General features: G+C 72.6%; 25 protein-coding genes and 1 pseudogene. 7 read left to right on the forward strand and 19 right to left on the reverse strand.

Features of this window, described 5'->3' with window-relative positions; translation table 11 throughout:
* Window positions 1-62: 62 nt before the first annotated feature.
* Window positions 63-914: an aminoglycoside phosphotransferase family protein gene (locus ACGFYU_RS18895; RefSeq protein ID WP_393828418.1), complete on the reverse strand. Its 852-nt coding sequence runs from the start codon at window positions 912-914 to the stop codon at window positions 63-65.
* A gap of 184 nt (window positions 915-1,098) precedes the next feature.
* Between ACGFYU_RS18895 and ACGFYU_RS18900 the strand changes: the two are divergent.
* Window positions 1,099-1,452 (forward strand): annotated as a pseudogene (locus ACGFYU_RS18900) (nucleotide disphospho-sugar-binding domain-containing protein); the annotation flags it as partial.
* A 20-nt stretch (window positions 1,453-1,472) separates the two neighbouring features.
* Window positions 1,473-2,039 (forward strand): DUF1697 domain-containing protein, encoded by a 567-nt coding sequence (locus ACGFYU_RS18905; RefSeq protein WP_393828419.1) that lies wholly within the window; start codon window positions 1,473-1,475, stop codon window positions 2,037-2,039.
* Here ACGFYU_RS18905 and ACGFYU_RS18910 read toward each other — a convergent pair.
* Complete coding sequence (locus ACGFYU_RS18910; protein WP_393828420.1) at window positions 2,036-2,878, reverse strand: aldo/keto reductase; 843 nt, start codon at window positions 2,876-2,878, stop codon at window positions 2,036-2,038. The genes ACGFYU_RS18905 and ACGFYU_RS18910 overlap by 4 nt on opposite strands.
* A 44-nt stretch (window positions 2,879-2,922) precedes the next feature.
* On the opposite strand from ACGFYU_RS18910, the gene ACGFYU_RS18915 reads away from it, so the two are divergent.
* Entirely contained in the window at window positions 2,923-3,924 is a 1,002-nt protein-coding gene (locus ACGFYU_RS18915) for a ketopantoate reductase family protein (RefSeq protein WP_393828421.1), read from the forward strand.
* Window positions 3,925-4,086: 162 nt separating this feature from the next.
* Here the strand turns inward: ACGFYU_RS18915 and ACGFYU_RS18920 are convergent, their stop codons facing one another.
* The 14 genes from ACGFYU_RS18920 to ACGFYU_RS18985 form a co-directional block, all read right to left on the reverse strand.
* The gene (locus ACGFYU_RS18920; protein ID WP_393828422.1) at window positions 4,087-4,848 is read right to left on the reverse strand and encodes a sirohydrochlorin chelatase; all 762 of its coding nucleotides are present in this window, start codon (window positions 4,846-4,848) and stop codon (window positions 4,087-4,089) included.
* A gap of 5 nt (window positions 4,849-4,853) precedes the next feature.
* Window positions 4,854-5,756, reverse strand: a complete 903-nt coding sequence (locus ACGFYU_RS18925) for an ABC transporter permease (RefSeq protein ID WP_393828423.1) — start codon at window positions 5,754-5,756, stop codon at window positions 4,854-4,856.
* Complete coding sequence (locus tag ACGFYU_RS18930; RefSeq protein WP_393828424.1) at window positions 5,743-6,540, reverse strand: ABC transporter ATP-binding protein; 798 nt, start codon at window positions 6,538-6,540, stop codon at window positions 5,743-5,745. The genes ACGFYU_RS18925 and ACGFYU_RS18930 overlap by 14 nt, the downstream gene beginning before the upstream one ends.
* A gap of 34 nt (window positions 6,541-6,574) precedes the next feature.
* Window positions 6,575-7,693 carry an ABC transporter substrate-binding protein gene (locus ACGFYU_RS18935; protein WP_393828425.1) on the reverse strand — a complete coding sequence of 373 codons (1,119 nt, stop codon included), beginning with the start codon at window positions 7,691-7,693 and terminating at the stop codon, window positions 6,575-6,577.
* 215 nt (window positions 7,694-7,908) lie between these two features.
* On the reverse strand, window positions 7,909-9,249 hold the full coding sequence (locus ACGFYU_RS18940) for a sulfate adenylyltransferase subunit 1 (RefSeq protein WP_393828426.1): 1,341 nt from the start codon (window positions 9,247-9,249) through the stop codon (window positions 7,909-7,911).
* A gap of 1 nt (window position 9,250) precedes the next feature.
* Window positions 9,251-10,186, reverse strand: coding sequence for a sulfate adenylyltransferase subunit CysD (gene cysD / locus ACGFYU_RS18945; RefSeq protein WP_393828427.1), 936 nt, complete (start codon window positions 10,184-10,186; stop codon window positions 9,251-9,253).
* Window positions 10,183-10,728 (reverse strand): adenylyl-sulfate kinase, encoded by a 546-nt coding sequence (gene cysC / locus ACGFYU_RS18950; protein WP_393828428.1) that lies wholly within the window; start codon window positions 10,726-10,728, stop codon window positions 10,183-10,185. Before cysC ends, cysD begins: the two co-directional genes overlap by 4 nt.
* Before the next feature lie 35 nt (window positions 10,729-10,763).
* Complete coding sequence (locus ACGFYU_RS18955; protein WP_133896535.1) at window positions 10,764-11,462, reverse strand: phosphoadenylyl-sulfate reductase; 699 nt, start codon at window positions 11,460-11,462, stop codon at window positions 10,764-10,766.
* Window positions 11,459-11,638, reverse strand: coding sequence for a hypothetical protein (locus tag ACGFYU_RS18960; RefSeq protein ID WP_053785636.1), 180 nt, complete (start codon window positions 11,636-11,638; stop codon window positions 11,459-11,461). The genes ACGFYU_RS18955 and ACGFYU_RS18960 overlap by 4 nt, the downstream gene beginning before the upstream one ends.
* Window positions 11,635-13,341, reverse strand: coding sequence for a nitrite/sulfite reductase (locus ACGFYU_RS18965; RefSeq protein WP_393828429.1), 1,707 nt, complete (start codon window positions 13,339-13,341; stop codon window positions 11,635-11,637). The genes ACGFYU_RS18960 and ACGFYU_RS18965 overlap by 4 nt, the downstream gene beginning before the upstream one ends.
* Window positions 13,342-13,569: 228 nt before the next feature.
* Window positions 13,570-13,653, reverse strand: a complete 84-nt coding sequence (locus tag ACGFYU_RS18970) for a putative leader peptide (RefSeq protein WP_310942095.1) — start codon at window positions 13,651-13,653, stop codon at window positions 13,570-13,572.
* A 199-nt stretch (window positions 13,654-13,852) separates the two neighbouring features.
* Window positions 13,853-14,416: a GNAT family N-acetyltransferase gene (locus ACGFYU_RS18975; protein ID WP_393828430.1), complete on the reverse strand. Its 564-nt coding sequence runs from the start codon at window positions 14,414-14,416 to the stop codon at window positions 13,853-13,855.
* A gap of 5 nt (window positions 14,417-14,421) precedes the next feature.
* The gene (locus ACGFYU_RS18980; protein WP_393828470.1) at window positions 14,422-15,684 is read right to left on the reverse strand and encodes a GAF domain-containing protein; all 1,263 of its coding nucleotides are present in this window, start codon (window positions 15,682-15,684) and stop codon (window positions 14,422-14,424) included.
* A 384-nt stretch (window positions 15,685-16,068) separates the two neighbouring features.
* Window positions 16,069-17,715 carry an acyl-CoA dehydrogenase family protein gene (locus ACGFYU_RS18985; RefSeq protein ID WP_393828431.1) on the reverse strand — a complete coding sequence of 549 codons (1,647 nt, stop codon included), beginning with the start codon at window positions 17,713-17,715 and terminating at the stop codon, window positions 16,069-16,071.
* A gap of 17 nt (window positions 17,716-17,732) precedes the next feature.
* On the opposite strand from ACGFYU_RS18985, the gene ACGFYU_RS18990 reads away from it, so the two are divergent.
* Window positions 17,733-18,857 carry a YihY/virulence factor BrkB family protein gene (locus ACGFYU_RS18990; RefSeq protein WP_393828432.1) on the forward strand — a complete coding sequence of 375 codons (1,125 nt, stop codon included), beginning with the start codon at window positions 17,733-17,735 and terminating at the stop codon, window positions 18,855-18,857.
* A 147-nt stretch (window positions 18,858-19,004) separates the two neighbouring features.
* On the opposite strand, the gene ACGFYU_RS18995 is transcribed toward ACGFYU_RS18990, so the two are convergent.
* Window positions 19,005-19,865: a hypothetical protein gene (locus ACGFYU_RS18995; protein WP_393828433.1), complete on the reverse strand. Its 861-nt coding sequence runs from the start codon at window positions 19,863-19,865 to the stop codon at window positions 19,005-19,007.
* An 89-nt stretch (window positions 19,866-19,954) separates the two neighbouring features.
* On the opposite strand from ACGFYU_RS18995, the gene ACGFYU_RS19000 reads away from it, so the two are divergent.
* Window positions 19,955-20,689: a helix-turn-helix domain-containing protein gene (locus ACGFYU_RS19000; RefSeq protein WP_393828434.1), complete on the forward strand. Its 735-nt coding sequence runs from the start codon at window positions 19,955-19,957 to the stop codon at window positions 20,687-20,689.
* On the opposite strand, the gene ACGFYU_RS19005 is transcribed toward ACGFYU_RS19000, so the two are convergent.
* Entirely contained in the window at window positions 20,620-21,021 is a 402-nt protein-coding gene (locus ACGFYU_RS19005) for a VOC family protein (protein WP_393828435.1), read from the reverse strand. The two genes, ACGFYU_RS19000 and ACGFYU_RS19005, sit on opposite strands and share 70 nt — an antisense overlap.
* A gap of 196 nt (window positions 21,022-21,217) precedes the next feature.
* Between ACGFYU_RS19005 and ACGFYU_RS19010 the strand changes: the two genes are divergently transcribed.
* Both ACGFYU_RS19010 and ACGFYU_RS19015 read left to right on the forward strand, forming a co-directional pair.
* Complete coding sequence (locus tag ACGFYU_RS19010) at window positions 21,218-21,823, forward strand: TetR/AcrR family transcriptional regulator (protein WP_393828436.1); 606 nt, start codon at window positions 21,218-21,220, stop codon at window positions 21,821-21,823.
* Window positions 21,820-23,079 carry a cytochrome P450 gene (locus ACGFYU_RS19015; RefSeq protein ID WP_393828437.1) on the forward strand — a complete coding sequence of 420 codons (1,260 nt, stop codon included), beginning with the start codon at window positions 21,820-21,822 and terminating at the stop codon, window positions 23,077-23,079. The genes ACGFYU_RS19010 and ACGFYU_RS19015 overlap by 4 nt, the downstream gene beginning before the upstream one ends.
* Before the next feature lie 182 nt (window positions 23,080-23,261).
* Here ACGFYU_RS19015 and ACGFYU_RS19020 read toward each other — a convergent pair whose 3' ends face one another.
* Window positions 23,262-23,654: a hypothetical protein gene (locus tag ACGFYU_RS19020; RefSeq protein ID WP_393828438.1), complete on the reverse strand. Its 393-nt coding sequence runs from the start codon at window positions 23,652-23,654 to the stop codon at window positions 23,262-23,264.
* Between the last annotated feature and the right edge of the window lie 85 nt (window positions 23,655-23,739).

Consider the following 23,739-nt stretch of genomic DNA (forward strand, 5'->3'; position numbering starts at 1 on the left):
AACAGCCCCAGGTCACAGCCTCATCACTATGCGAACGGCCGGTTCCGGATCGCACCCGCCGCCTAGAAGGGGTGCCAGCGGACCTCGGACGCGCCCTCGCGCAACGAGGCCACCCGGCGGCGGAATTCGGCGAGTGCCTTCGGGTTCGTCGGGGCGTGCTGGGCGACCCAGGCGCAGCTGGCCGTCTCGCGGGCGCCGCGCAGGACCGCGCAGCCCTCCCAGTCGCGCACGTCCCACCCGTAGGCGGCGGTGAACGCCTCGTACGCCTCGGCGGGCAGGCCGTACCGGTCGCGGGAGAGGGCCATCACCACCAGGTCGTGCTCGCGCAGGTCCGCCGACACGGTCTCCAGGTCGACCAGGACCGGTCCGTCCGGACCCACGTGGACGTTGCGCGGCAGCGCGTCCCCGTGCACCGTGCCCGGGGACAGGTGCGGGGTCAGGGCCGCCACCTCTCCGGCGTAGGCGTCGCGGCGGGCCCGCAGGTACGCCGCGTCCGGCGGGTCCACGGCCTCCCCGGCCAGCCGCAGCCAGCGCTCGACCCCGCCCAGCAGGTCCCGCGCCGGCAGGACGAACGGCGGTGCGGGCAGGGCGTGGACGGCGCGGAGCAGCACCGCCAGGTCCTCCGGACCGGCGGGCCGGACCGCGTCCGGGAGCCGGTGCCACAGGGTCACCGGGTACCCGTCCACCAGCCGCGGCTTCGGCTCGGCCGCGCGGACCGCCGGGACCCCGGAGTCGGCGAACCAGCCCGCCACCGCGAGCTCCCGCTCGGCCCGCTCCAGCAGCGCCGCCTCCCGGCCCACCTTCACCACCAGCTCGCCGACGGCGAAGACCGCGTTCTCGCCCAGGGCCAGCAGCGCGGCGCCGCCGCCCAGGCCGGCGGCCGCCAGCACGTCCCTGGCCAGCGCCTCGTCCATGTCGTTCTCCGGATCCGGATCGTCGTGAATGCGCCAAGTCTCCCATCGGGGTGTGCGCGGCCTTGACGGGAGCCGCGGAGAAAAGACATCGCACGATACGTATCGTCTCGTTACATTGGGGTGCATGACCTCAGCCAAGCCCGCACACATCGCCATGTTCTCCATCGCCGCCCACGGGCACGTGAACCGCGTCGAGGTCCACCGCTGGGTTCCCCAGCTGGACATCCTGCGCCAGGCCGACGCCTTCATCACCCACGCGGGCGCCGGCGGCAGCCAGGAGGGCCTCGCCACCGGCACCCCGATGGTCGCCGTCCCGCAGGCCGTCGACCAGTTCGGCAACGCCGACATGCTGGCCGCGCTCGGCGTGGCCCGGCACGTCCCCATGGCGGACGCGGACGCCACGACCCTCCGGGAGGCCGTCCTCGCCCTCGTGTCCGACCCCGGGGTCGCGGCCCGCTGCGAGGCCGTCCGCGCGGAGATGGCCACCGAGGGCGGTACGCGGCAGGCCGCCGACCTGATCGAGGCGGAACTGTCATAGCCGCTCCCTAGGCTTCCCCCATGACGAACACCTACGCGGCGCTCCTGCGCGGCATCAACGTCGGCGGGTACAAGAAGGTCCCCATGGCGGAGCTGCGCTCCGTACTGGAGGGGCTCGGGCACGGTGACGTGCGGACGTACCTGCAGAGCGGCAACGCCGTCTTCAGCAGCACGAAGAAGGACCCGGCCGCGCTCGCCCGGGAGCTGGAGAAGGCCATCGAGGCCCACTTCGGCTTCCGGGTGGCCTGCCTGGTCGTCGACGGCGCCTATCTGCGCGCCGTCGCCGAGGCCTGCCCCTTCCCGGCCGCCGAGCTGGAGGGAAAGCAGCTCCACGCCACCTTCTTCTCCGAACAGCCCGCCGCGGACCGCTTCGCGGCGATCGATCAGTCCGCGTACCTCCCGGAGGAATACCGCCTCGGCGACCGCGTCCTCTACCTCTACGCACCCGACGGCCTGGGCCGCTCCAAACTGGCCGAGGCCCTGGCCAAGCCCGCGGTCACCAAGGGCGTCGACGCGACCACCCGCAACTGGAACACGGTCGCCAAGCTCGTCGAACTCACCGGCGGGGGAACGGGAAAGACGACCTAGAGAGCGTCCAGTACCGCGAGTTCGCGCGGCGACAGGTGGATCGTCGCCGCGTCCAGGTTCTCCGCCAGGTGGGCGGGGGAGCCGGTGCCGGGGGTCGGGCACAGGACGGGGGAGTGGTGCAGCAGCCACGCCAGGGCGATCTGGCCCGTGCCCGCGCCGTGTGCCGAGGCCACCGCGGTGAGCGCGGCCGCGCTCTCGCGGGTCAGGGAGCCGCTGCCCAGCGGGTAGTACGGGAGGAAGGCGATCCCGCGTTCCTCGCACAGCGCCAGCACCTCCGCCGAGCCGCGCTCCAGCAGGTTGTATGCGTTCTGCACCGAGGCGATCGGCACGGACTCCAGCGCGAGCCGCAGCTGCTCCGCGGTGACGGTGTCCAGACCGATGTGCCGGATCTTGCCCTCCGCCCGCAACTCGGCGAGCGCGCCGAGCTGTTCGGCCATCGGGACCGCGGGGTCGAAACGGTGCAGCTGGTACAGGTCGATGCGCTCCACCCGCAGCCGGCGCAGGCTCGCCTCGCACATCTCCCGCAGCCGCTCAGGGCGGCCCGCCACGTGCCACTCGTCGGGGCCGGTGCGCACCACCCCGCCCTTCGTGGCGATGACCAGCCGGTCCCCGTACGGGTGCAGGGCTTCGGCGATCAGCTCCTCCGCCACGTCGGGGCCGTAGTTGTCGGCCGTGTCGATGAGGGTGACCCCGCGCTCCACCGCCGTACGGAGCAGCTCCCGGGCCTCGGTGCGGCCGCCGCGCGGACCCCAGTAGCCGGGGCCGACGAGGCCGCCCGTGCCGAATCCGAGACGCCCGACCGGGAGGTCCCCACCGAGGTTGAATATCCGTTCAGCCATGCCCCGACCGTAACGCAAGTCGCCGGGTGTGCCAGGCTCATGGCATGCGGTACATCATCATCGGCGCGGGCGCTGTGGGCGCCACCATCGGCGGACGGCTCGCGGAGGCGGGCGGCGAGGTCGTACTCGTCGCGCGCGGCGCGCACGCGGAGGCCCTGCGGGCCGGCGGGCTGCGGCTCACGACGGCGGACGGGGAGCGGGTGCACCGGCTGCCCGTGGTCACCGGACCGGCCGAACTGGGCGAACTGCGGCCGGACGACGTCCTGCTGCTGGCCGTGAAGACCCAGGACGCGATCGCGGCGCTCGACGCGTGGGGCGACGCGGAGGTCGCGGGCGGCGGGACGGCGGCGCAGCGGCTGCCGGTGCTGTGCGCGCAGAACGGCGTGGAGAGCGAGCGGCTGGCCCTACGGCGCTTCGCGCGCGTGTACGGGATGTGCATATGGCTGCCCTCCACCTTCCTGGAGCCGGGAGTGGTCTCCGCGCTGTGCGCGCCGCTGACCGGCATCCTCCACCTGGGCCTGGCGGCCGGCGGCACGGACGCGCTGGCCCGGGCGGTCGCGGCGGACCTCGGGAAGGCGGGCTTCGAGGCGCCCGTGGTCGGGGACGTGATGCGGTGGAAGTACGCGAAGCTGCTGGGGAACCTGGGCAACGCCGTCCAGGCGACGACGGGCCCCGAGCCGGACCCGGCGAAGGCGGCGCTGCTGCTGAGGGCCGTGCGTGAGGCGAAGGCCGCCTTCGGGGCGGCGGGCATCGCCTACGCCTCGGAGGCCGAGCAGTCCGCGGCGCGCGACGGCAAGGTGGAACAGCCGCCGGGGATCCGGGGCGGCTCCTCCTGGCAGAGCCTGGCCCGCGGCACGGGCTCGGTGGAGGCGGACTACCTCAACGGGGAGATCTCCATGCTGGGCCGCCTCCACGGCGTCCCGACCCCCGTCAACGACGTCCTGCGGCACGCGGCGAACATCTTCGCCCGCGAAGGCCTGCCCCCGGGCGCGATGTCCATCGAGGACCTGACCGCCCTGGCAGACGAAGCCGCCGCCAGGGCGTAGCCCCGGCTGGATCTGGCCGGTGCCGTCCGCCTGGTGGGGGCTGGATTGCCCGCAGGGCAATTTCAGCCCCGCCTGGGGGCCCCTCCCAGCGGTAGCTGGGGGAGTTTGAGGCGCGGGGTGTGGGGCGCAGCCCCAGCGGCGGAGCCGCACCCGAATCGGTGGCTATGCCGTCAGGGCGGGGAGGCGGGCCGGGGTCGCAGCCGCGGCGTCGTAGCGCTGGAGGAGCAGGCGGGCCAGTTCCGGGGCCGCGCCCAGGACGTCGGAGACCACGTCCGCGCCCGCGGCCTCCGCGCCCGCCGCGATGCGGTCGGGCAGCCGGCCGGGGGCTATGACGTACGGGGCCACCGCCACGCGGGCGAAGCCCTCGGCCCGCAGGGCCCGTACGGCATCCTCCGTACGGGGAAGGGCAGCGGAGGCGAACGCAGGCCGCACGGCGCACCAACCGGTGTGCCGCCACTCCCGCGCGGTTTCAGCGATCGCTGCGATCGCCTCCGGGTCTGTGGAGCCGGCGGACGCGAGCACCACCGCGGTGGTGGCGCGGTCCGCCGGGGTGATTCCGGCCTCGGCCAGCCGGAGTTCCAGGGCCGAGAGCAGGAGGGGGGACGGGCCGAGGACGTCGGCCACCCGGACCGAAAGCCCCGGCAGCCGGGCAGTGGACTCGGCCAGCGCCGCCGGGATGTCGGACTTCGCGTGGAAGGCCCGGGTGAGGAGCAGCGGGAGAGCCACCACCTCCCGTACGCCCGACAGGTGGAGCGAGGACAGGACCTGGCCCACCGACGGGGCGTTGAAGTCCAGGAAGGCCGTCTCCACCCGCACCCCGGGCCGCAGCGCCCGCGCACGCCGGACGAGGGCGTGCACGGTCGCGGCGTGCCGCGGGTCGCGGCTGCCGTGGGCGATGACCAGGAGTGCGGGTGCGGAGGACACGGTGATCAGCTCTTGACCAGCAGGCCGCGGCTGCGCAGCACCCACCGCTCGACCGGGCTGAAGATCAGCAGGTCGATCGCGATGCCCACGACCAGGATCAGGATGATCGCGAGGAACACGCCCGGCAGGTCGATGTTGTTGCGGCCGTTCTCCAGGAGCTGGCCCAGGCCCAGGCCCAGGTCGGGGGAGCTGGCGATGATCTCGGCGGCCATCAGCGAGCGCCAGGAGAAGGCCCAGCCCTGCTTCAGACCGGCCAGGTAGCCCGGCAGCGCGGCCGGCATGACGACGTGCCGGGCCCCGCGCAGACCGGTGGCGCCCAGGGTGCGGCCGGCCCGCAGGTACAGCGGCGGGATCTGGTCGATGCCGGAGACGAGGCCGTTGGCGATGGACGGGACGGCGCCCAGCAGGATCACCGTGTACATCATGGCGTCGTTGAGGCCGAACCAGAGCACGGCCGGCGGCACCCAGGCCACCGACGGCAGCGACTGGAGGCCCTGGAGGATCGGGCCGATCGCGGCGCGGACGAACTTCACCCGGGCGACGAGCAGGCCGAGTGGGGTGCCGATGGCCAGGGCGAGGAGGAAGCCGAGCAGGCCGCGGGAGACGGACGTCCAGATGACGTCCAGCAGGGTGCCCTTGAGCCACATGTCGGACAGGCTGTCCCAGACCGCGGACAGCGGGGGCAGCTTGGTCTCCTCGGTGACCTTCGCCGCGACGAGGATCTCCCAGACCAGGAGCACGAGGCCCACGGCCAGGAACGGCGGGAGGACCTTCTTGACGAGGATCTCGCGGACCGGGGGACGGTGGGTCTGGACCGCGTCGAGGGCGTCCAGACCGGCCTCCAGGCCCGCCAGGTCGTCCGTCTTGCCCTTGGCCGCGACCTTCGGGGTGGTGTCAGTGCTGGCCATGGCGGCGGATCTCCCCACGCAGGTGTTCAGTGATCTCAAGGGACAGCTCCGCGACGTCCGCGTCCTCGATGCGGCGCGGCTGCGGGATGTCCACGGTCCATTCCTTCGCGACCCGCCCGGGGCGGGAGGAGAGCAGGACCACGCGCTCGGCGAGGCGGACCGCCTCGCGCACGTTGTGCGTGACGAAGAGGACGGAGAGCCCCGTCTCGGCCCAGATGCGCGTGAGTTCGCCGTGCAGCACGTCACGGGTGATGGCGTCCAGGGCCGCGAACGGCTCGTCCATCAGCAGCAGCCGGCTGTCCTGGGCGAGCGCCCGGGCCAGGGCCACGCGCTGGCGCATGCCGCCCGACAGCTCGTGGACGCGCTTGCCGTACGCGCCGCCGAGCCGGACCAGCTCCAGCAGCCGCTCGGCCTCCGGCTTGCGGTCGGCCTTGGCCACCCCGCGCAGGCGCAGGGCGAGTTCGATGTTCTTGCCCGCGGTCAGCCACGGGAAGAGGGCGTGCTCCTGGAACATGAGCGCCGGACGGCCGCCGGGGGTCTCGATGGACCCCGCGGACGGCTTGTCCAGGCCCGCCACCAGGTTCAGCAGGGTGGACTTTCCACACCCGGACGCCCCCAGGATGGTGACGAACTCCCCGGGAGCGACATCGAGGCTGATGTCGTCCAGGACGAGCTGCGATCCGGCCGGGCCGGAGAAGGACTTCGAGACGTGCTCGATGCGGGCGGCGTGCGCGTGCTGCTCCGCTACGGTGCCCTCGGCAGCCTTGGCAAGCGTGGTGGCCATGGTCGTCACCTCCTGGGTTTGCTGGGTTGCGGGATTACTTGGCGCCGAGACCGGCGTCGGAGACCTCGGGCTTGCCGGCGGCCTTCAGGACCTTGTTCAGGAGCTTCAGGTCGTAGATGCCGGCCAGGTCGGGCTGCTCGATGAGCTTCGCCTTGACCGCGTAGTCGGCCTGCTTCTGCAGCGTGGCGGCCAGCGGGTCGTCGGTGACGAGGATGCTCGACCACGCCGGGTCGATGACCTTCGCGTCGAGCGGCTTGCCGCCCTCGGCCGCCAGCTTGGTGTTCGCGGAGGCCTTCGCCTTGTCCGGGTTGGAGTTGATCCACTCGTTGGTCTTCACCGTGCCCTTGAGCACGGCCTCGACCACGTCCGGGTGTTCCTTGAGGAACTTCTGCGACACGATGACGTTCGTGATCACGAACTTCTTGTCGGGCCACAGGGTGGTCTCGTCGAGGAGGACGCTGCCGCCGTCGGAGACGAGCTTGGAGGCCGTCGGCTCCGGCACCCAGGCGCCGTCGATGGAGCCCTGCTTGAAGGCGTCCGGGGTGACCTTGTTGTCCGTACGGACGACGGAGACGTCGCCCTTGCCGGACTCGGGGTCGACCGACCAGCCCTTCTCGGAGATCCAGTTGAGGAACGCGACGTCCTGCGTGTTCCCCTTCTGCGGGGTGGCGATCTTCTTGCCCTTGAGGTCGTCCAGGGTCTTGATCTTGTCCGGGTTGACGACCAGCTTGACGCCGCCGGAGGCGGAGCCGGAGATGATCCGCAGGTTGGAGCCCTTGGACTTCACGTAGCCGTTGATCGACGGCGAGGGGCCGATGAAGCCGATGTCGAGAGAGCCGCCGTTGAGGGCCTCGATCTCGGACGGACCGGCGTTGAAGGACTGCGGCTTGATCGTGGTGCCGCCCAGTTCCTTCTGGATCAGGCCCTCCTGGAGGCCGACCAGGGCGGTGGCGTGCGTCAGGTTCGGGAAGTACCCGATGCGGACCTCGGAGGCGGAGAGCTTCTGGCCGTCGGTGGCGGCGGCGTTGGCCGTCTTGTCCTCGGCCTGGGAGCCGTAGCCGCAGGAGGCGAGAGCGCCGATCAGCAGCGGCAGGGCGGCGGCGGCGACGACGCCGCGGCGCAGGGACTTCCGGGTGTTACGGATGGCAGGCACGGGAGGACTTCCTCTCGTGACGCGGTCATCTCATGACGCGCGTCTTCGTCTGTGGAGCAAGGGCGGGTACAGCTCGTGGGGGGTGTGGGCGCGCAAGCGGTGCGCGTACGTCATCGCGCACATCGCGCCACCCCTCCCTGGCCGCTGCCAAGGACGCCGCTGCCCACGCGGCCGCCCTCCTTGGCGAAGGTGGAGTAGAGATCGGCATGCATGATCTAGAAGTCCCACCCTTCCTCATCTGCCTGGACGGTGGTCTCGGCCTGGGAGGCGAAGGATTCGCCGGCCATGCCCGCCGCCAGGGTGGTTCCGTCGGCCGGGTCGATCAGCAGGAAGGACCCGGTGCGGCGCGAGTCGGCGTACGCGTCGAGCGCGAGGGGCTCGGCGGTACGGACGACCACGCGGCCGATGTCGTTGGCCACCAGCTGCCCGGGGTTCGGGTGCTGGGACAGGTCGTCGAGGGTCAGCCGAGAGGGGATCTCCTTGACGATCGCCTTGACCGTGCGCGTCGTGTGCTTGATCAGCACCCGGGCGCCGACCGAGAGCGGCTGGTCGGCCACGTGGCAGACCGTCGCCTCGACGTCCTGCGTGGTGGCCGGGGCCTTCGAGGACGGCGCGATCAGGTCACCGCGCGAGATGTCGATGTCGTCCGCGAGACGCAGGGTCACCGACTGCGGGGCCCACGCGATGTCCACGCTCGCGCCGAGCGCGTCGATGCCGACGATCGTGCTCGTACGGCCCGAGGGCAGCACGGTCACGGCCTCGCCGACGCGCAGCACGCCGGAGGCGATCTGGCCCGCGTAGCCGCGGTAGTCGGGGTGCTCGGCGGACTGCGGGCGGATCACGTACTGCACCGGGAAGCGCGCCGGGCAGGCGGTGAGGTCGTGGCTGACCGGGACGGTCTCCAGGTGCTCCAGCACCGTCGGGCCGCCGTACCAGTCCATGTTGGCGGAGGGCTCCACCACGTTGTCGCCGGCCAGGGCCGAGATCGGGATCGCGGTGATCTCCGGGACGCCCAGGTTCGAGGCGTACGCGGTGAACTCCTCGGCGATGGCCGCGAAGACCTTCTCCTCGTAGCCCACCAGGTCCATCTTGTTGACGGCCAGCACCACGTGCGGGACGCGCAGCAGCGCGGCGACGGCCGCGTGCCGGCGGGTCTGCTCGATCACGCCGTTGCGGGCGTCGACGAGGACCACGGCCAGGTCGGCGGTGGAGGCGCCGGTGACCATGTTCCGGGTGTACTGCACGTGCCCCGGGGTGTCCGCCAGGATGAACCGGCGGCGCGCGGTGGCGAAGTAGCGGTACGCGACGTCGATGGTGATGCCCTGCTCGCGCTCGGCCCGCAGGCCGTCGGTGAGCAGCGCGAGGTCGGGGGCCTCCTGGCCGCGCTGGGCGGAGACGGCCTCCACGGCCTCCATCTGGTCGGTCAGGACCGACTTGGAGTCGTGCAGCAGCCGGCCGACCAGGGTGGACTTGCCGTCGTCGACGGAGCCGGCGGTCGCGAAGCGCAGCAGGGTGGTCGCCGACAGGTCGGCGAACTGCTCGGTGGTGCTGGTCATCTTAGAAGTACCCTTCGCGCTTGCGGTCTTCCATCGCGGCCTCGGACATCTTGTCGTCGGCGCGGGTCGCGCCCCGCTCGGTGAGACGGGAGACGGCGATCTCGGCGATCACGGCGTCCAGCGTGGCGGCGTCGGAGTCGACGGCGCCGGTGCAGGACATGTCACCGACGGTGCGGTAGCGGATCAGACGGGTCTCGGGGACCTCGCCCTCCTTCGGGCCGCCCCACTCGCCGGCCGTCAGCCACATGCCGTTGCGCTGGAAGACCTCGCGCTCGTGGGCGAAGTAGATCTCCGGCAGCTCGATGCCCTCGCGGGCGATGTACTGCCAGACGTCCAGCTCGGTCCAGTTGGACAGCGGGAAGACGCGCACGTGCTCACCGGGCGCGTGGCGGCCGTTGTAGAGCTGCCACAGCTCGGGGCGCTGGCGGCGCGGGTCCCACTGGGAGAACTCGTCGCGGAGGGAGAAGACGCGCTCCTTGGCGCGGGCCTTCTCCTCGTCGCGGCGGCCGCCGCCGAAGACGGCGTCGAACTTCAGCTGCTGGATCGCCTCGGTCAGCGGGACGGTCTGCAGCGGGTTGCGGGTGCCGTCCGGGCGCTCGCGCAGCTTGCCGGCGTCGATGTACTCCTGGACGGAGGCCACGTGCAGCCGCAGGCCGTGCTGGGCGACGGTGCGGTCGCGGTACTCCAGCACCTCCGGGAAGTTGTGGCCCGTGTCGACGTGCAGCAACGTGAAGGGCACCGGCGCCGGCGCGAACGCCTTCAGCGCCAGGTGCAGCATGACGATGGAGTCCTTGCCGCCGGAGAACAGGATCACCGGCTTCTCGAACTCGCCCGCCACCTCGCGGAAGATGTGCACGGCCTCGGACTCGAGGGCGTCGAGGTGCGACAGCGCGTAGGGCGCGTCGGTCTCTTCGTGCAGGTGAGCGACGGTGGTCATGCCAGACCCCTCTCGGTGAGCAGCGCGTGCAGGGCCGAAGCCGACTCCTGCACGGTCTGCGTGTGCGACTCGATACGGAGGTCCGGGGACTCCGGCGCCTCGTACGGGTCGTCGACGCCGGTCAGACCGGAGATCTCGCCCGCAGCCTGCTTGGCGTACAGGCCCTTCACGTCACGCTCGGAGCACACCTCGACCGGGGTGGCCACGTGCACTTCGAGGTAGTTCGTCTCGGCGGCCGCGTGCCGCTTGCGAACGGCGTCACGGCTGTCCGCGAACGGCGCGATCACCGGTACCAGCGCCTTGACGCCGTTGCTCGCGAGGAGCTCGGCGACGAAGCCGATCCGCTGCACGTTGGTGTGCCGGTCCTCGCGGCTGAAACCGAGGCCGGCGGAGAGGAACTCGCGGATCTCGTCGCCGTCGAGGACCTCCACGCGGTGGCCCTCGGCGCGCAGCCGCTCGGCCAGCGCGTAGGCGATGGTGGTCTTGCCCGCGCTCGGCAGCCCGGTCAGCCACACGGTGGCGCCCTGGTCGCTCACGCTCATCTGCTCAGTCTCCGTAGGTTCTTTGCTGTCCGTCATCAGCCGTGCAGTCCGCACTCGGTCTTGCCGCGCCCGGCCCAGCGGCCGGCCCGCGCGTCCTCGCCCTCCGCCACGCGGCGGGTGCAGGGGGCGCAGCCGACGGAGGCGTAGCCGTCCATCAGCAGCGGGTTGGTGAGCACGCCGTGCTCGGCGACGTAGGCGTCCACGTCGTCCTGCGTCCAGCGGGCGATCGGCGAGATCTTGACCTTCTGCCGCTTCTCGTCCCAGCCGACCACCGGGGTGTTCGCCCGGGTCGGGGACTCGTCGCGGCGCAGGCCCGTCGCCCACGCGTCGTACGCGGTCAGGCCCTCTTCGAGGGGCTTGACCTTGCGCAGCGCGCAGCAGAGGTCGGGGTCGCGGTCGTGCAGCTTGGGGCCGTACTCCGCGTCCTGCTCGGCCACCGTCTGGCGCGGGGTGAGGGTGATGACGTTGACGTCCATCACGGCCTCGACCGCGTCACGGGTGCCGATGGTCTCCTCGAAGTGGTAGCCGGTGTCGAGGAAGACCACGTCCACACCCGGGAAGGCGCGGGACGCCAGGTGGGCGACGACCGCGTCCTCCATGGAGGAGGTGACGCAGAACTTCTTGCCGAAGGTCTCGGCCGCCCAGGTGAGGATCTCCAGCGCGGAGGCGTCCTCCAGGTCCCGCCCGGCCTGCTCGGCCACGGCCTTGAGACTCACGTCTTGAGTAGTGGTCATATCTCGTCCCCTCCAGCGGTGTTCGACTGAACGCCCCGGGCCAGCAGCCCGAGGTACTTCAGCTGGAAGGCTCGGTTGCAGGCCCTGCATTCCCAGGCGCCGTGGCCGGTTTCGTTCGGAAACAGGTCCTCGTCGCCGCAGTACGGGCAGTAGAACGGTGCGGCGCGCTCGCTCACGACAGATCCTCGTCCTTGGCCCGGGTCACCCAGGCGGCGAAGCGCTCGCCGTCCTCACGCTGCTCCTCGAAGCGCGTGACGACCCGCTCGACGTAGTCGGGCAGACCGGCCGAGGTGACCTTGAGGCCTCGGACCTTGCGGCCGAAACCTGCCTCCAGGCCGAGGGCGCCGCCCAGGTGGACCTGGTAGCCCTCCACCTGGTTGCCGTCCTCGTCCAGGACCAGCTGGCCCTTGAGACCGATGTCCGCCACCTGGATACGGGCGCAGGCGTTCGGGCAGCCGTTGATGTTGATGGTCAGCGGCTCGGCGAACTGCGGCAGGCGGCGCTCCAGCTCGTCGATCAGGGAGGCGCCGCGCGCCTTGGTCTCGACGATGGCCAGCTTGCAGAACTCGATGCCGGTGCAGGCCATCGTGCCGCGGCGGAACGGGGACGGCTTGACCCGCAGGTCCAGCGCCTCCAGGGCCGCGACGACCGAGTCGACCTGGTCGGCCTCGATGTCGAGGACGATCATCTTCTGCTCGGCGGTGGTGCGCAGGCGGCCGGAGCCGTGCTGCTCGGCGACGTCCGCGATCTTGGTCAGGGTGGCGCCGTCGACGCGGCCGACGCGGGGCGCGAAGCCGACGTAGAACTTGCCGTCCTGCTGCTGGTGCACGCCGACGTGGTCGCGCCACTGGCCGCTGGGCTGCTCGGGCGCGGGGCCGTCGGTCAGCTTGCGCCCCAGGTACTCGTCCTCCAGGACCTGGCGGAACTTGGCCGGGCCCCAGTCGGCGACGAGGAACTTCAGACGGGCGCGGGTGCGCAGGCGGCGGTAGCCGTAGTCGCGGAAGATCGAGATGACGCCCTCGTACACGTCCGGGACCTCGTCGAGCGAGACCCAGGTGCCGAGGCGCACGCCCAGCTTCGGGTTGGTGGACAGGCCGCCGCCGACCCAGACGTCGAAGCCGGGGCCGTGCTCGGGGTGGTTCACGCCGACGAAGGCGATGTCGTTGATCTCGTGCGCCACGTCGAGCAGCGGCGAGCCGGAGATCGCGGACTTGAACTTGCGGGGCAGGTTCGAGAAGTCCGGATTGCCGACGATGCGGCGGTAGATCTCGTCGATGGCGGGCGTGCCGTCGATGATCTCGTCCTGGGCGATGCCGGCCACGGGCGAACCGAGGATGACGCGGGGCGTGTCACCGCAGGCCTCGGTGGTGGACAGGCCGACGGCCTCCAGGCGGCGCCAGATCTCCGGGACGTCCTCGATGCGGATCCAGTGGTACTGCACGTTCTGGCGGTCGGTGAGGTCCGCGGTCCCGCGCGCGAACTCCTCCGAGATCTCGCCTATGACGCGCAGCTGCTCGGTGGTCAGCCGGCCGCCGTCGATGCGGACGCGCAGCATGAAGTACTTGTCGTCCAGCTCCTCCGGCTCCAGGATCGCGGTCTTGCCGCCGTCGATCCCGGGCTTGCGCTGGGTGTAGAGACCCCACCAGCGCATACGGCCGCGGAGGTCGTTCGGGTCGATCGAGTCGAAGCCCGTCTTGGAGTAGATGTTCTCGATGCGCGTCCGCACATTGAGACCGTCGTCGTCCTTTTTGAACTGCTCGTTGCCGTTGAGGGGCGTGTGGTGTCCGACGGCCCACTGACCCTCACCGCGGTGACGGCCGGTCTTGCGGCGCGCGGCGGCTGCGGGGGCGGCTGCGGGCGTTTCGGGGGTGGCGGCCATGGCGGTACGTCCTTCTTCGGCGGCTCAGGGCAGGGTCAAGGGCAGGGGGGTGGTGCGGCGGCGAGCCCCTGTCCAGGTCAGAGACGCTGAGCGGGTGTGGCTGATTGCCGCGCCTTTGCCGGGGTGGCCGGCGGGCAGCGGTATTCGGCCTTCAGGGGACTGCGATGATCGACACTTCCACGGCGACGATGCCGGGATTGTGGCGATGTGCGGCGGTTGCTGGTTCCGTCAGCAAGCCGGACAGATGGCGCTGGACATGCGGCCGAGGTCGACGTGCCGCCGACTCACCAAGGCAATTCCAGCTCCATTCATGGCGGAAGCGTGTCATGTGCCGATTGGAGGAGTCCACTACTGTCCACGATCCGGACGATGTCGTCCCGAATCCTGGGATGACGTGACGGGGCTCACGCCCCGGAACCCCACGTTCCCCCAGTCTCCCCCAGCCCTGGCCGAATCCCGCCGGCGTTTGAGGGGCGGGCCCCACAGCGGGCTGCTCACCACCCCGGAGGAGCTACGCGCCCGGCCAGGGGCCCGGGGTCGGGGTGTCTTCCTTCGGCTCCGTCTCCGTCCTGAAGACCTTGAAGCCCCGCCTGAGGTAGTTGTCCATCGCCGTCGGCCCGTCCTGGCTGCATGTGTGGAGCCAGACCCGCCGCGTCGGCTCGCGCTCCGGCCAGCGCGACGCGAGGTCCCACGCCCGCGCGATGCCGACCGACAGCAGGTGCCCCCCGATCCGCCGCCCCCGGAAGTCCGGCAGGAGGCCGAAGTAGATGATCTCCACCACACCGTCCTCCTGCGGGTCGAACTCCACGTACCCCGCCGGCGTGCCCCGGTCGTACGCGACCCACGTCTCCACGCCAGGCCGCCCCAACTGCTCCACCCACTGCGCGCGGGTCAGGGACAGCCGGTCCGTCCAGTGGATGTCGCCGCCGACCGAGGCGTAGAGGAAGCGGCTGAATTCCGGGGAGGGGACCTCCGCCCGGGTGATCTCGATCTCGGGGCCCGGGGGAGTCGCCGGTATCAGGTCCGTCGGGGAGGTCATCTCCAGGGACCACGTGGTGAGTGTGATGGTGCTCATGCACGTCAGGGAATCACGACCGGCCCCGAACGGCCCAGGCGGGCCCGGATCACCGCCGGTGCGGTCGAGTGCGGGAGCAGCGCCGCCGGGTCCTGGGGGCGGATCAGCTCCACCTCCACGTCCTCCGCGAACCGGTACGGCCGGTGCGTCAGCACGCCCGCCAGGTTCCGGCGTACCCGCGACAGCTCCGCCCGGACCGTCACCGTGCGCGTCGGGTCCCCGAACAGCTCCGCGGCCAGCTCCGCCGCCGAGCGGCCCCGCGGGCTCTCCGCCAGCAGGAAGAGCAGCTCCGCGTGGCGCGGGCTCAGCTCCTGCGACCAGCTCCCGGCGGCCCCGTACACCGTCGCCGACCAGGAACCGACCCGGCTGAGGTCGAGGACGACCCGCGTCACCCCCGTACGCGTACGGTCCCGCGCGATCCGCAGCAGCCAGCCGCCCGGCAGCGGCTCCACCGCGCAGTCCCCGAGCTGCGGCACCCACACCCGCCCCGGCCCGAAGGACTTCGGCAGCGGGACGCGGTCCACGGGCGCCAGGCCCGTCACGGCCGCCGTCCAGCCGTTCGGGTCCACGGCCAGCGCCTGCCCCGGCAGCCGGGCCAGCAGCGGGGCCGCCACCGACCGCAGCCGCTCCAGGGACTCCAGGTGCCGGATGCGCAGCTCCCGCTCGGCGAGCCGGGCCACGGAGCTGACCCACGCCAGGGTCGCCGGGTGCATGGTGGCCAGCGGCCCGCTGACGTCGACCACGCCCAGCAGCCGCCCGTCCCGCGGATCCCGTACGGGCGCCCCCGCGCAGGTCCAGTCGTGGTGGCTGGAGACGAAGTGCTCCGCCGAGAACACCTGGACCGGCCGCCGGGCCACCAGCGCGGTGCCGACCCCGTTCGTGCCGACCACGGCCTCGTCCCAGTCGGCCCCCACCGCGAAGCCGAGCCGGTCCGCCTTGCGCAGGATGGAGCTGTGGCCCTCCCGCCACAGCAGCCGCCCGTCGGCGTCGGCGACGACCATGATGTGCAGGGCCTCGTCCAGCGACGGCAGCAGCCCCTCCCGCAGTACCGGGAGGATCTCCCGCAGCGGCGAGACGTGCCGCCGCTCCTCGGTCTCGGCGGCCGACAGCATCCGCGAGCGCGCGTCCCGCTCCGGATGGACCCCGCCGGCCATCATCCGGCGCCAGGACTCGGCGATCTCCGGGCGCGGCGCGGCCGGCGGCCGGTCACCGGCCAGCGCGGCCGCCCGTACTCCCTTGAGCAGACGTGCGGCCTCCCGCGCGTCCATGGCCGAAATCCGCGCCACATCGACCGCGCTGCCAGCGGTGTCGGCCACCGGAACCTCCCCGTGCGAACTGGACGGACGTACGTACGGACCGACGTGCGGACGTACGAGGGAAGCCGCCCGGGCGGTCCGCGCATGCCGTTCCCCCGGCACCCCCGGCGGGCGACTGCCGACCCAAGGGTTGCAACGTTATGCAACTCTCGCCAAGTCCCGGTCGGTCGACCGAAACTGTCCGGACGCCGCCCGGCGGCGTGACAGCTCCTCCTCGGGGCTTCTCGGATCAGGGGTGGTGCCGAGTCGGCGCGGCGCCACCCCTGTTCCCGGTCGACGGGCCCGGATCCCGGCTCGGAGCGGTGGTGGGGACCTTGGGGGGTCCCCGGTGCCCCCTCAGTGGCCCGCGATCCTCGCCCGTTCCACGACTCCTCGCAGGTCCAGGCTGTGCGGCAGCGTGCCGAAGGCCGTGCCCCAGTCGCCTCCCAGCCGCGAGGCGCAGAACGCGTCCGCCACCTCGGGCGGAGCCCACCGGACCAGCAGCGATCCCTGGAGCACCAGCGCCATCCGCTCGACCACCCGGCGGGCCCGGGCCTCGATGCCCTCCAGGTCGGCGAGCTCCGTCAGCAGGTCCTTGATGGCCGAATCCAGCCGGTGGTCGGCGCCCCGGGCCAGCCCGACCTCCTGGAGGAAGGCGGCCAGCGCCTGCGGCTCGCGCTGGAGGGCGCGGAGCACGTCGAGGGCCTGTACGTTGCCCGATCCCTCCCAGATGGAGTTCAGCGGGGATTCGCGCAGCAGTCTCGGCAGACCGGACTCCTCGACGTAGCCGTTGCCCCCCAGACACTCCAGGGCCTCCGCCACCATCGGCGTACAGCGCTTGGTCACCCAGTACTTGGCGGCGGGCACGGCCAGCCGCAGGAAGGCCTTCTCCTGCTCGGTGCCGGCGTCGTAGGCGGCCGCGAGCCGCAGGGTCAGGGTGGTGGCCGCCTCCGACTCCAGGGCGAGGTCGGCCAGGACGTTGCGCATCAGCGGCTGGTCGATGAGCGGTGCTCCGAAAGCAGAGCGGTGCTCCGCGTGGTGTACGGCCTGCGTCAGCGCCTGCCGCATCAGCGAGGCCGACCCGATCACACAGTCCAGCCGGGTCGCCGCCACCATCTCGATGATGGTCCGTACCCCCCGGCCCTCCTCGCCCACCCGCCGCGCCCAGGTCCCGTCGAACTCCACCTCGCTCGACGCGTTCGACCGGTTCCCCAGCTTGTCCTTCAGCCGCTGGATCGCGAAGACGTTGCGCGTGCCGTCCGGCAGCACCCGCGGCACCAGGAAGCACGTCAGCCCGCCGGGCGCCTGCGCCAGCACCAGGAAGCCGTCGCACATCGGCGCCGAGCAGAACCACTTGTGCCCGGTCAGCAGGTACTCGCCCGACGCGTCCAGCGGCACCGCCGCCGTCGTGTTCGCCCGTACGTCGCTCCCGCCCTGCTTCTCCGTCATCCCCATGCCGAAGAGCACACCGGCCTTCTGCGCGGCCGGCCGCAGCCCCTCCTCGTACACGTGCGAGGTCAGCCGCGGCTCCCACTCGGCGGCGAGCGCGGGATCGGCCCGCAGCGCCGGGACGGCGGCATGCGTCATCGAGATCGGGCAGCCGTGCCCCGCCTCAGCCTGGGACCACACGAAGAACCCGGCGGCGCGGCGCAGGTGCCCGGCCGGGCGCCCCCAGGCGTCGGTGAGCCCGGAGCTCACCGCCTTGCCGAGCAGCCGGTGCCAGGCCGGATGGAATTCCACCTCGTCGATCCGGTTCCCGTACCGGTCGTGCGTCCGCAGTTTCGGCGGATTCTCGTTCGCCTGCGCCCCCCATTCCTGGGCCTGGGCGGAACCCGCGGCGCGCCCGAGCTCCGAGAGCTCCTCGCGTACCCCGCCGAGGAGTTCGGGGTCGGCGGAGGCGAGATGACGCTCCACGCCCTCGGTCAGGGCGCGGTCGCCCCCGTAGACGTCGTAGCCCACGAGCGGCGGGGCCTGATTGGTGACTGTGTGGGTGGTGGCTGCCATGCGGATACCGTAAGGACGTGCAGCCAGCAAAAGAAACACCCGAGCGGATCCTCGGACGCCATGGAAGGCTCCACCGGGCCCGCGCCCTCTATCGCAACGTCTCCAAGCGGAAGATGGGCTGGCTGCTGCTGAAGGACACCGTCAACTCGTGCATCGAGTACCGGATCCTCGGGCTCGCGGCCGAGGCGGCCTTCTTCACGCTGCTCTCCCTGCCTCCGCTCTTCCTCGGCCTGCTCGGCCTCCTCGGCTACGTGGACGGCTGGACGAACACCCAGTCGGTGCAGAGCATCGAGGAGAACATCCTGAACGCGGTCGGCACCGTCCTGTCCGACCGGGGCGTCAACGAGATCGCGAGACCGATGCTGGACGACGTCACCAGGAGTGGCCGCCCGGACCTGATCTCGCTCGGTTTCGCCTTCGCCCTGTGGTCGGGCTCGCGCGCCGTGAACGTCTTCATCGACACCATCACCGTCATGTACGGGCTCGACGGGCAGCGCGGCATCGTCAAGACCCGGCTGCTGGCCTTCCTGCTGTACGTGGTCGCCCTGCTGATCGGGGCCATCGTGCTGCCGCTGATGGTGGTGGGGCCGGACGCGGTGGTGCGGCTGGTGCCCTGGGGCACGGACGTGATCGCGATCCTGTACTGGCCGACCGTCACCCTGCTGTCCATCGTCTTCCTGACGACGCTCTACCACGTGTCCGTACCGGTGCGCTCGCCGTGGATCGAGGACGTGCCGGGGGCGCTCGTGGCCCTCGCCATGTGGGTGCTGGGCTCGTTCCTGCTGCGGATCTACCTCACCAACACCGTGGAGGGGCCGACGATCTACGGCTCCCTGGCGGCCCCGGTGGCCGTCCTGCTGTGGATCGGCATCTCGGCCTTCGCGGTGCTCGTGGGCGCCGCCGTGAACGCGGCCATCGACCGGGTCTGGCCGTCCGTGGCCACGGCGGCCGCGCGCGAGGCGAACGAGCGGGCGCGCGAGGCGGAGGCCGCGCAGCTGATCGCGCGGGCCGCCGCCTGGCGGGCCCTGGCCGAGGGCGAGTCGGAGGACGACGAGGACGGCGGGATGCCGTCGGAGTTCCCGGAGCGCTGGTCGAACTTCCTGCCGCCGGACGACTACTCGGCGCGGCTGCGCAAGCACTAGCTCGGGGCGCGGCACCGGTTCCGGGCTCGGCACCGTTCCGGGCCCCGCACGGCCGGCGAGGCCGGCGCGGCCCGAGCAGCCGCAGGCCCGCCGCGCGCCGGAGGCGGGGGACCGCCCCGGCCGCCGAGCCCGCCGCGGGCGAGCGGCTCAGCCCTTGGACCAGACGATGAGCCGGCCGCTCACCGCGGGGGTGTACTCGCTGCTGTAGTCCTCGATGAGGGCCATCGCCACGGAACCCCCGTCGGTGACGGAGCACAGGGCGGCGCCCTTCACGATTCCCCGTTCCCTGGCCGCGCTGCCGCCCAGTTGCACGGGCCCGAAGCCGGTGCCCGCGGCGGCCCGGCAACCCTCGTAGGTCTGCGGCTGTCCCGCGCGCAGGACCCCCACCTGTCGGCCCGTGGTGGACATCAGCTTCACGTAGGTCGGGGCCTCGCCCGGGTTCCCGCACCCGAAGCCGTCCGGCCGGTACTCGAGCTCGGCGGGGGCGGTCTGCTCCGCCGTCGCCCCCTCCCCGGCGTACTTCACCTTGACGGAGGTGGACACCCCGGCGTCGAGGTCGACCAGGAGGGTCTCGCCGCAGGGCGGCGGCGCGATGCCCCACCGGCCCTGCTGGGCCCGGTAGCCGGCGGGGGCCGTCAGGTCGGGGCCGGCCGGGGCGCTCGGCGACGCCGAGGGGGTGCCGGGTGCGGGGGCCAGGGGGCCGACGGAGGGCGTCGCCGACTTCGACGGGGACGCGGAGGCCGCCGGGGTCGAGGCCGCGGCGGCGCCCGCGGTGCCGGCCGGAGCGGTGACGCCCGCGGCGGGTGGCGGGGATGCTCCCTCGCGCGCCGAGGTGGCGAGCATGGTGGCCGCCGTGCCCAGGACGGGGACGACGATCCCGATCACCCACCACGCCCACCGCGGCGGGTGGCCGGACGACGAGGCCTGGGGCACGGGCCCCAGCTGCGGGGGCTGCGCCGGCATCGGCGGGATCCGCCCCGGATCCTGCTGCCCGACTCTCTCGGTCACGGCTCAACTCCCCCTGGTGACAACGGATGCGGTGACCTTACCGGCGCGACGGCGGGGGAGGCCATCGATCTTCGTCCTACTCTGGAGGGGTGTACGAGGAAGCTCCCTCGGCGGCCGTGCCCGGGGCCGTGCTGTGGCGGGTCCGCGGCAACGGCGGGGCCGTGCTGCCCGACGGGTGCATGGATCTGCTGTGGGTCGACGGGCGGCTGCTGGTGGCCGGGCCCGACACCGGGCCGCACCCCGCCGGGGAGGTCCCGGGCGGGGCCTTCGCCGGGATCCGGCTCGCGCCCGGCACCGCGCCCGCGCTGCTCGGCGTACCGGCGCACGCGCTGCGGGACCTGCGCGTCGAGCTGGCCGAGCTGTGGCCGGCCCGGGAGGTACGCCGCCTCGCGGGGCTGGTCGCGGGCCATGGGGACCCCCGTACCGGACTGGAGGCGCTGGCCGCCCGCCGCGCCGCCGAGGCCGGGCCGCCCGACCCCCTCGCCGCCGAGGTGGTGGCCCGGCTCCGGGCTGGGGAGGCGGTGGCCGGGATCGCCGCGGCGGTCGGCCTGGGGGAGCGGCAACTGCGGCGGCGCTCCCTGGACGCCTTCGGGTACGGGCCCCGCACGCTCGGCCGGATCCTGCGGCTGCGCCGCGCCCTGGCGCTGGCCGGGGCGGGCCTGCCGTACGCGGAGGTGGCCTGCACCGCCGGCTACGCCGACCAGGCACACCTGGCCCGCGAGGTGCGGGCGCTGGCCGGGACCACGCTGAGCGGCTACGTGGCGGGGGCCGCCGGGGCGAAGAGGGAGACCTCGGAGCCGTCCGGGTCGAGGACGACGGCGTAGCGCTGCCCCCAGAAGGCGTCCCAGGGCTTGAGGTGCCCTCGGTACCCCGCTCCGGTCAGCTCCTCGTACAGGGCATCCACCTCGGCGGGGGAGTCGCACAGGAAGGCGAGCCCCGTGCGGGCGCCGCCGGAGGGCAGGGTCCAGGACGGGTCGAAGGAGCGGATGGTCTCCTCCGTGTCCCACCCGATCCGCATGCCACCGGGCAGGGCGGCCTCCACGTGCGGTTGGCCGTCGGCCTCGGCCGGGACGTCCAGCCCGAGGCGGCGGTAGAAGGCGAGCGAGGCGGCCATGTCGGAGACGACCAGGCCGATCATGTCGAGTCGTGGAGTCATACCGGCAGGCTAGGCACGCCCCACCGGGCCCGTCTTGAACGAAACGGACATCGACCCGGCACGGGTATTGACGAACCGTCAGCGGCGGCCGCAACTTATATCGGAACCCCGATATAACCCGGGAGCCCCCATGCCACCCCACGATCCCGCTGCCCGTTCCCCACGCCCCGACCCGCGGCGGGCGAAACGGCAAGACGTGCGGAAGTCCGAGACCCGGTCCCGGCTCATCGACGCCGCCGCCGAGCTGTTCGCCCGGAAGGGGTACCACGCCGTTTCGGCGGAGGCCGTCGCCGAGGCGGCCGGGCGGACCACCGGTGCGCTCTACAGCCACTTCGGCGGCAAGGAGGGGCTGCTGCTGGCCCTCCTGGAGGTCTGGAAGGAGCGCACCGCCGAAGAACTCGCCGCCGAGATCGCCGCCAGCACCGACCCGGCCGACCCCGCCGTGCACTTCTCCGCGATGTGGCGCAGCCTCACCCTCCCGCACCCCGAACACGGCGACTCCTGGCTGCTCCTGGAGACCGAGCTCTGGCTGCACGGCGCCCGCGGCCCCCTCATCGGCACGCAACTAGCCCACCGCTACGCCGAGATCCGCGCCCAGCTCGGTGAGGGCCTGGCCGACTGGGCCGAAGCCACCGGCACCCCGCTCGGCCGTCCGCCCGAGGAGACCGGCGCCCTCGTCCTCGGCGTCCTGCTCGGCCTCGCCATGCAGCACCGCCTGGACCCCCGCGGCGTCCCCGACGCCCTCGTCCTCGAAGCACTGGGCGCCCTCCTGGAAGCGCCCCGAAGGGAAGTGGACTCGTGACCCCCACCGGCACCCCGCCCGCCACCCCGCCCTCCATCCCCGCCGGGGACATCGACCTCCTGGAAGACACCTGGGCCCGCGAGGTCCCGCACGCGCAGTTCACCCGGCTGCGCCGCGAGGACCCCGTCCACTGGCACGAGGTACCGGGTCCGGGCCCCCAGGACGGCTTCTACGCGATCACCCGCCACGCCGACATCAAGGCGATCAGCCGCGACCCCGAGCTCTGGTCCACCGAACTCGGCTCCTTCATGGTCCGCGACCAGAGCCCCGAGTCCCTGGAGACCCTGCGCCTCGTACTGCTCGGCATGGACGCCCCGCGACACTCCCGCTACCGTGCCCTGGTCAGCGCGGGCTTCACCCCCCGGGTGGTACGCCGCCTGGCGGCCCGGATCGGCGAGCGCGCGGCCGCCCTCATCGACACGGCGGTCGTCCCGGGCCGCGACATGGACTTCGTCTCCGCCGTGGCGGCCTGGCTGCCGATCCAGACGATCTGCGAGATGGTCGGCGTACCGCCGGGCGACGAGCGGCTGATCTTCGACTGGAGCAACCGGATGGCCGGCGGCCAGGACCCGGAGCTCTCCGCCGGCCGCCACGACAGCGACATGGCGGCCGCGGAGATCTACGCCTACTGCGACGCGCTGGCCGCCGACCGGCGCGCGCACCCCCGGGAGGACATCCTCTCGACCCTGGTCCACGCCGAGGTGGAGGGGGACCGGCTCACCCCGCACGAGATCAACATGTTCTTCGTGCTGCTCTGCGTCGCGGGCAACGAAACGACCCGCAACCTGCTGTCGGCCACCCTGCTGGCCCTGGCCGAACACCCCGCCGCCCGCGCCGAACTGGCCGCCGCCCCGAGGGACGAGGCGCTGTGGACCTCTGCCACGGAGGAGTTCCTCCGCTGGGGCGGCTCCATCCACAACTTCCGGCGCACGGCCACCCGCGACACCGTCCTGCGCGGGCGCCCGATCTCGGCGGGCCAGAAGGTGGTCACGTACTACACCTCCGCCAACCGCGACGAGGAGGTCTTCGCCGACCCCTTCACCTTCGACATCCGCCGCACCCCCAACGACCACCTGGCCTTCGGCGGCGGGGGCCCGCACTTCTGCCTGGGCGCCGGCCTGGCCCGTACGCAGATCAAGGCACTGATCCGCGAACTGCTGGCCCACCACCCGGACTTCGAAGTCACCGGTCAGGTCAGGCGACTGCGCTCGGACTTCATCAACGGCATCAAGTACCTGCCCGTACGCTTCGGTTAGGTCAGTGCTTGAGGTGGATCGTGAAGTCCCTGGGGGCGGGCGGCCCAGCCGGTGATCGCGTTCTCGAACTCAGCGGGAGGGCCCGGGTTGACGCCGAAGACCATCTGCTGCCGCCCGGGGCGTCCCGCCCCGACCCACCGTCAGATCCGACCTATCGGACCAACCCGGGGACGAGAGGCGGCCTAGCGGTGCCGGGCCGCCACCGCGGCGCACACCGCCGCCAGCGGCAGCTCCGCGCCCGCCGCCAGCAGCAGCGCCAGGCCCTGGCCGCCGGTCCCCGCCGAGGTCGTCACGTCGAACCAGGCGTCCATCACCAGCAGCGCGGCGGTCGCGGCCGCCACCGGGGAGACCCGCGGGTCGCCCTTGCGCAGCAGCGTCCCGGTCCCGGCCAGCCCGGCCGCCAGCATCAGGTCCAGGCCGATCCAGGCCGTGGCCCAGTTGCTGACCTCGGCGGTCTGGGGCACGGTCTTCGCCAGTACGAGCATCCAGGGCACCAGCGCCACACCGGCGCCGGTCAGGGCGGTGGCCAGCCGGGGGGTGCGCCAGGTGCGGGCCTGAGGGGCGACGAGGGCCATGGCTGCGGGTCTCCTTCCGGCCCGGCGGTCCGTCCCCCGGGCACACCACCAGCCTCGTCCGCCGAGTCGCCAAGATCAGTAGCCC

It is taken from the genome of Streptomyces sp. NPDC048337, assembly GCF_043201175.1.
In the GTDB taxonomy this organism is placed as follows: Bacteria; Actinomycetota; Actinomycetes; order Streptomycetales; family Streptomycetaceae; genus Streptomyces.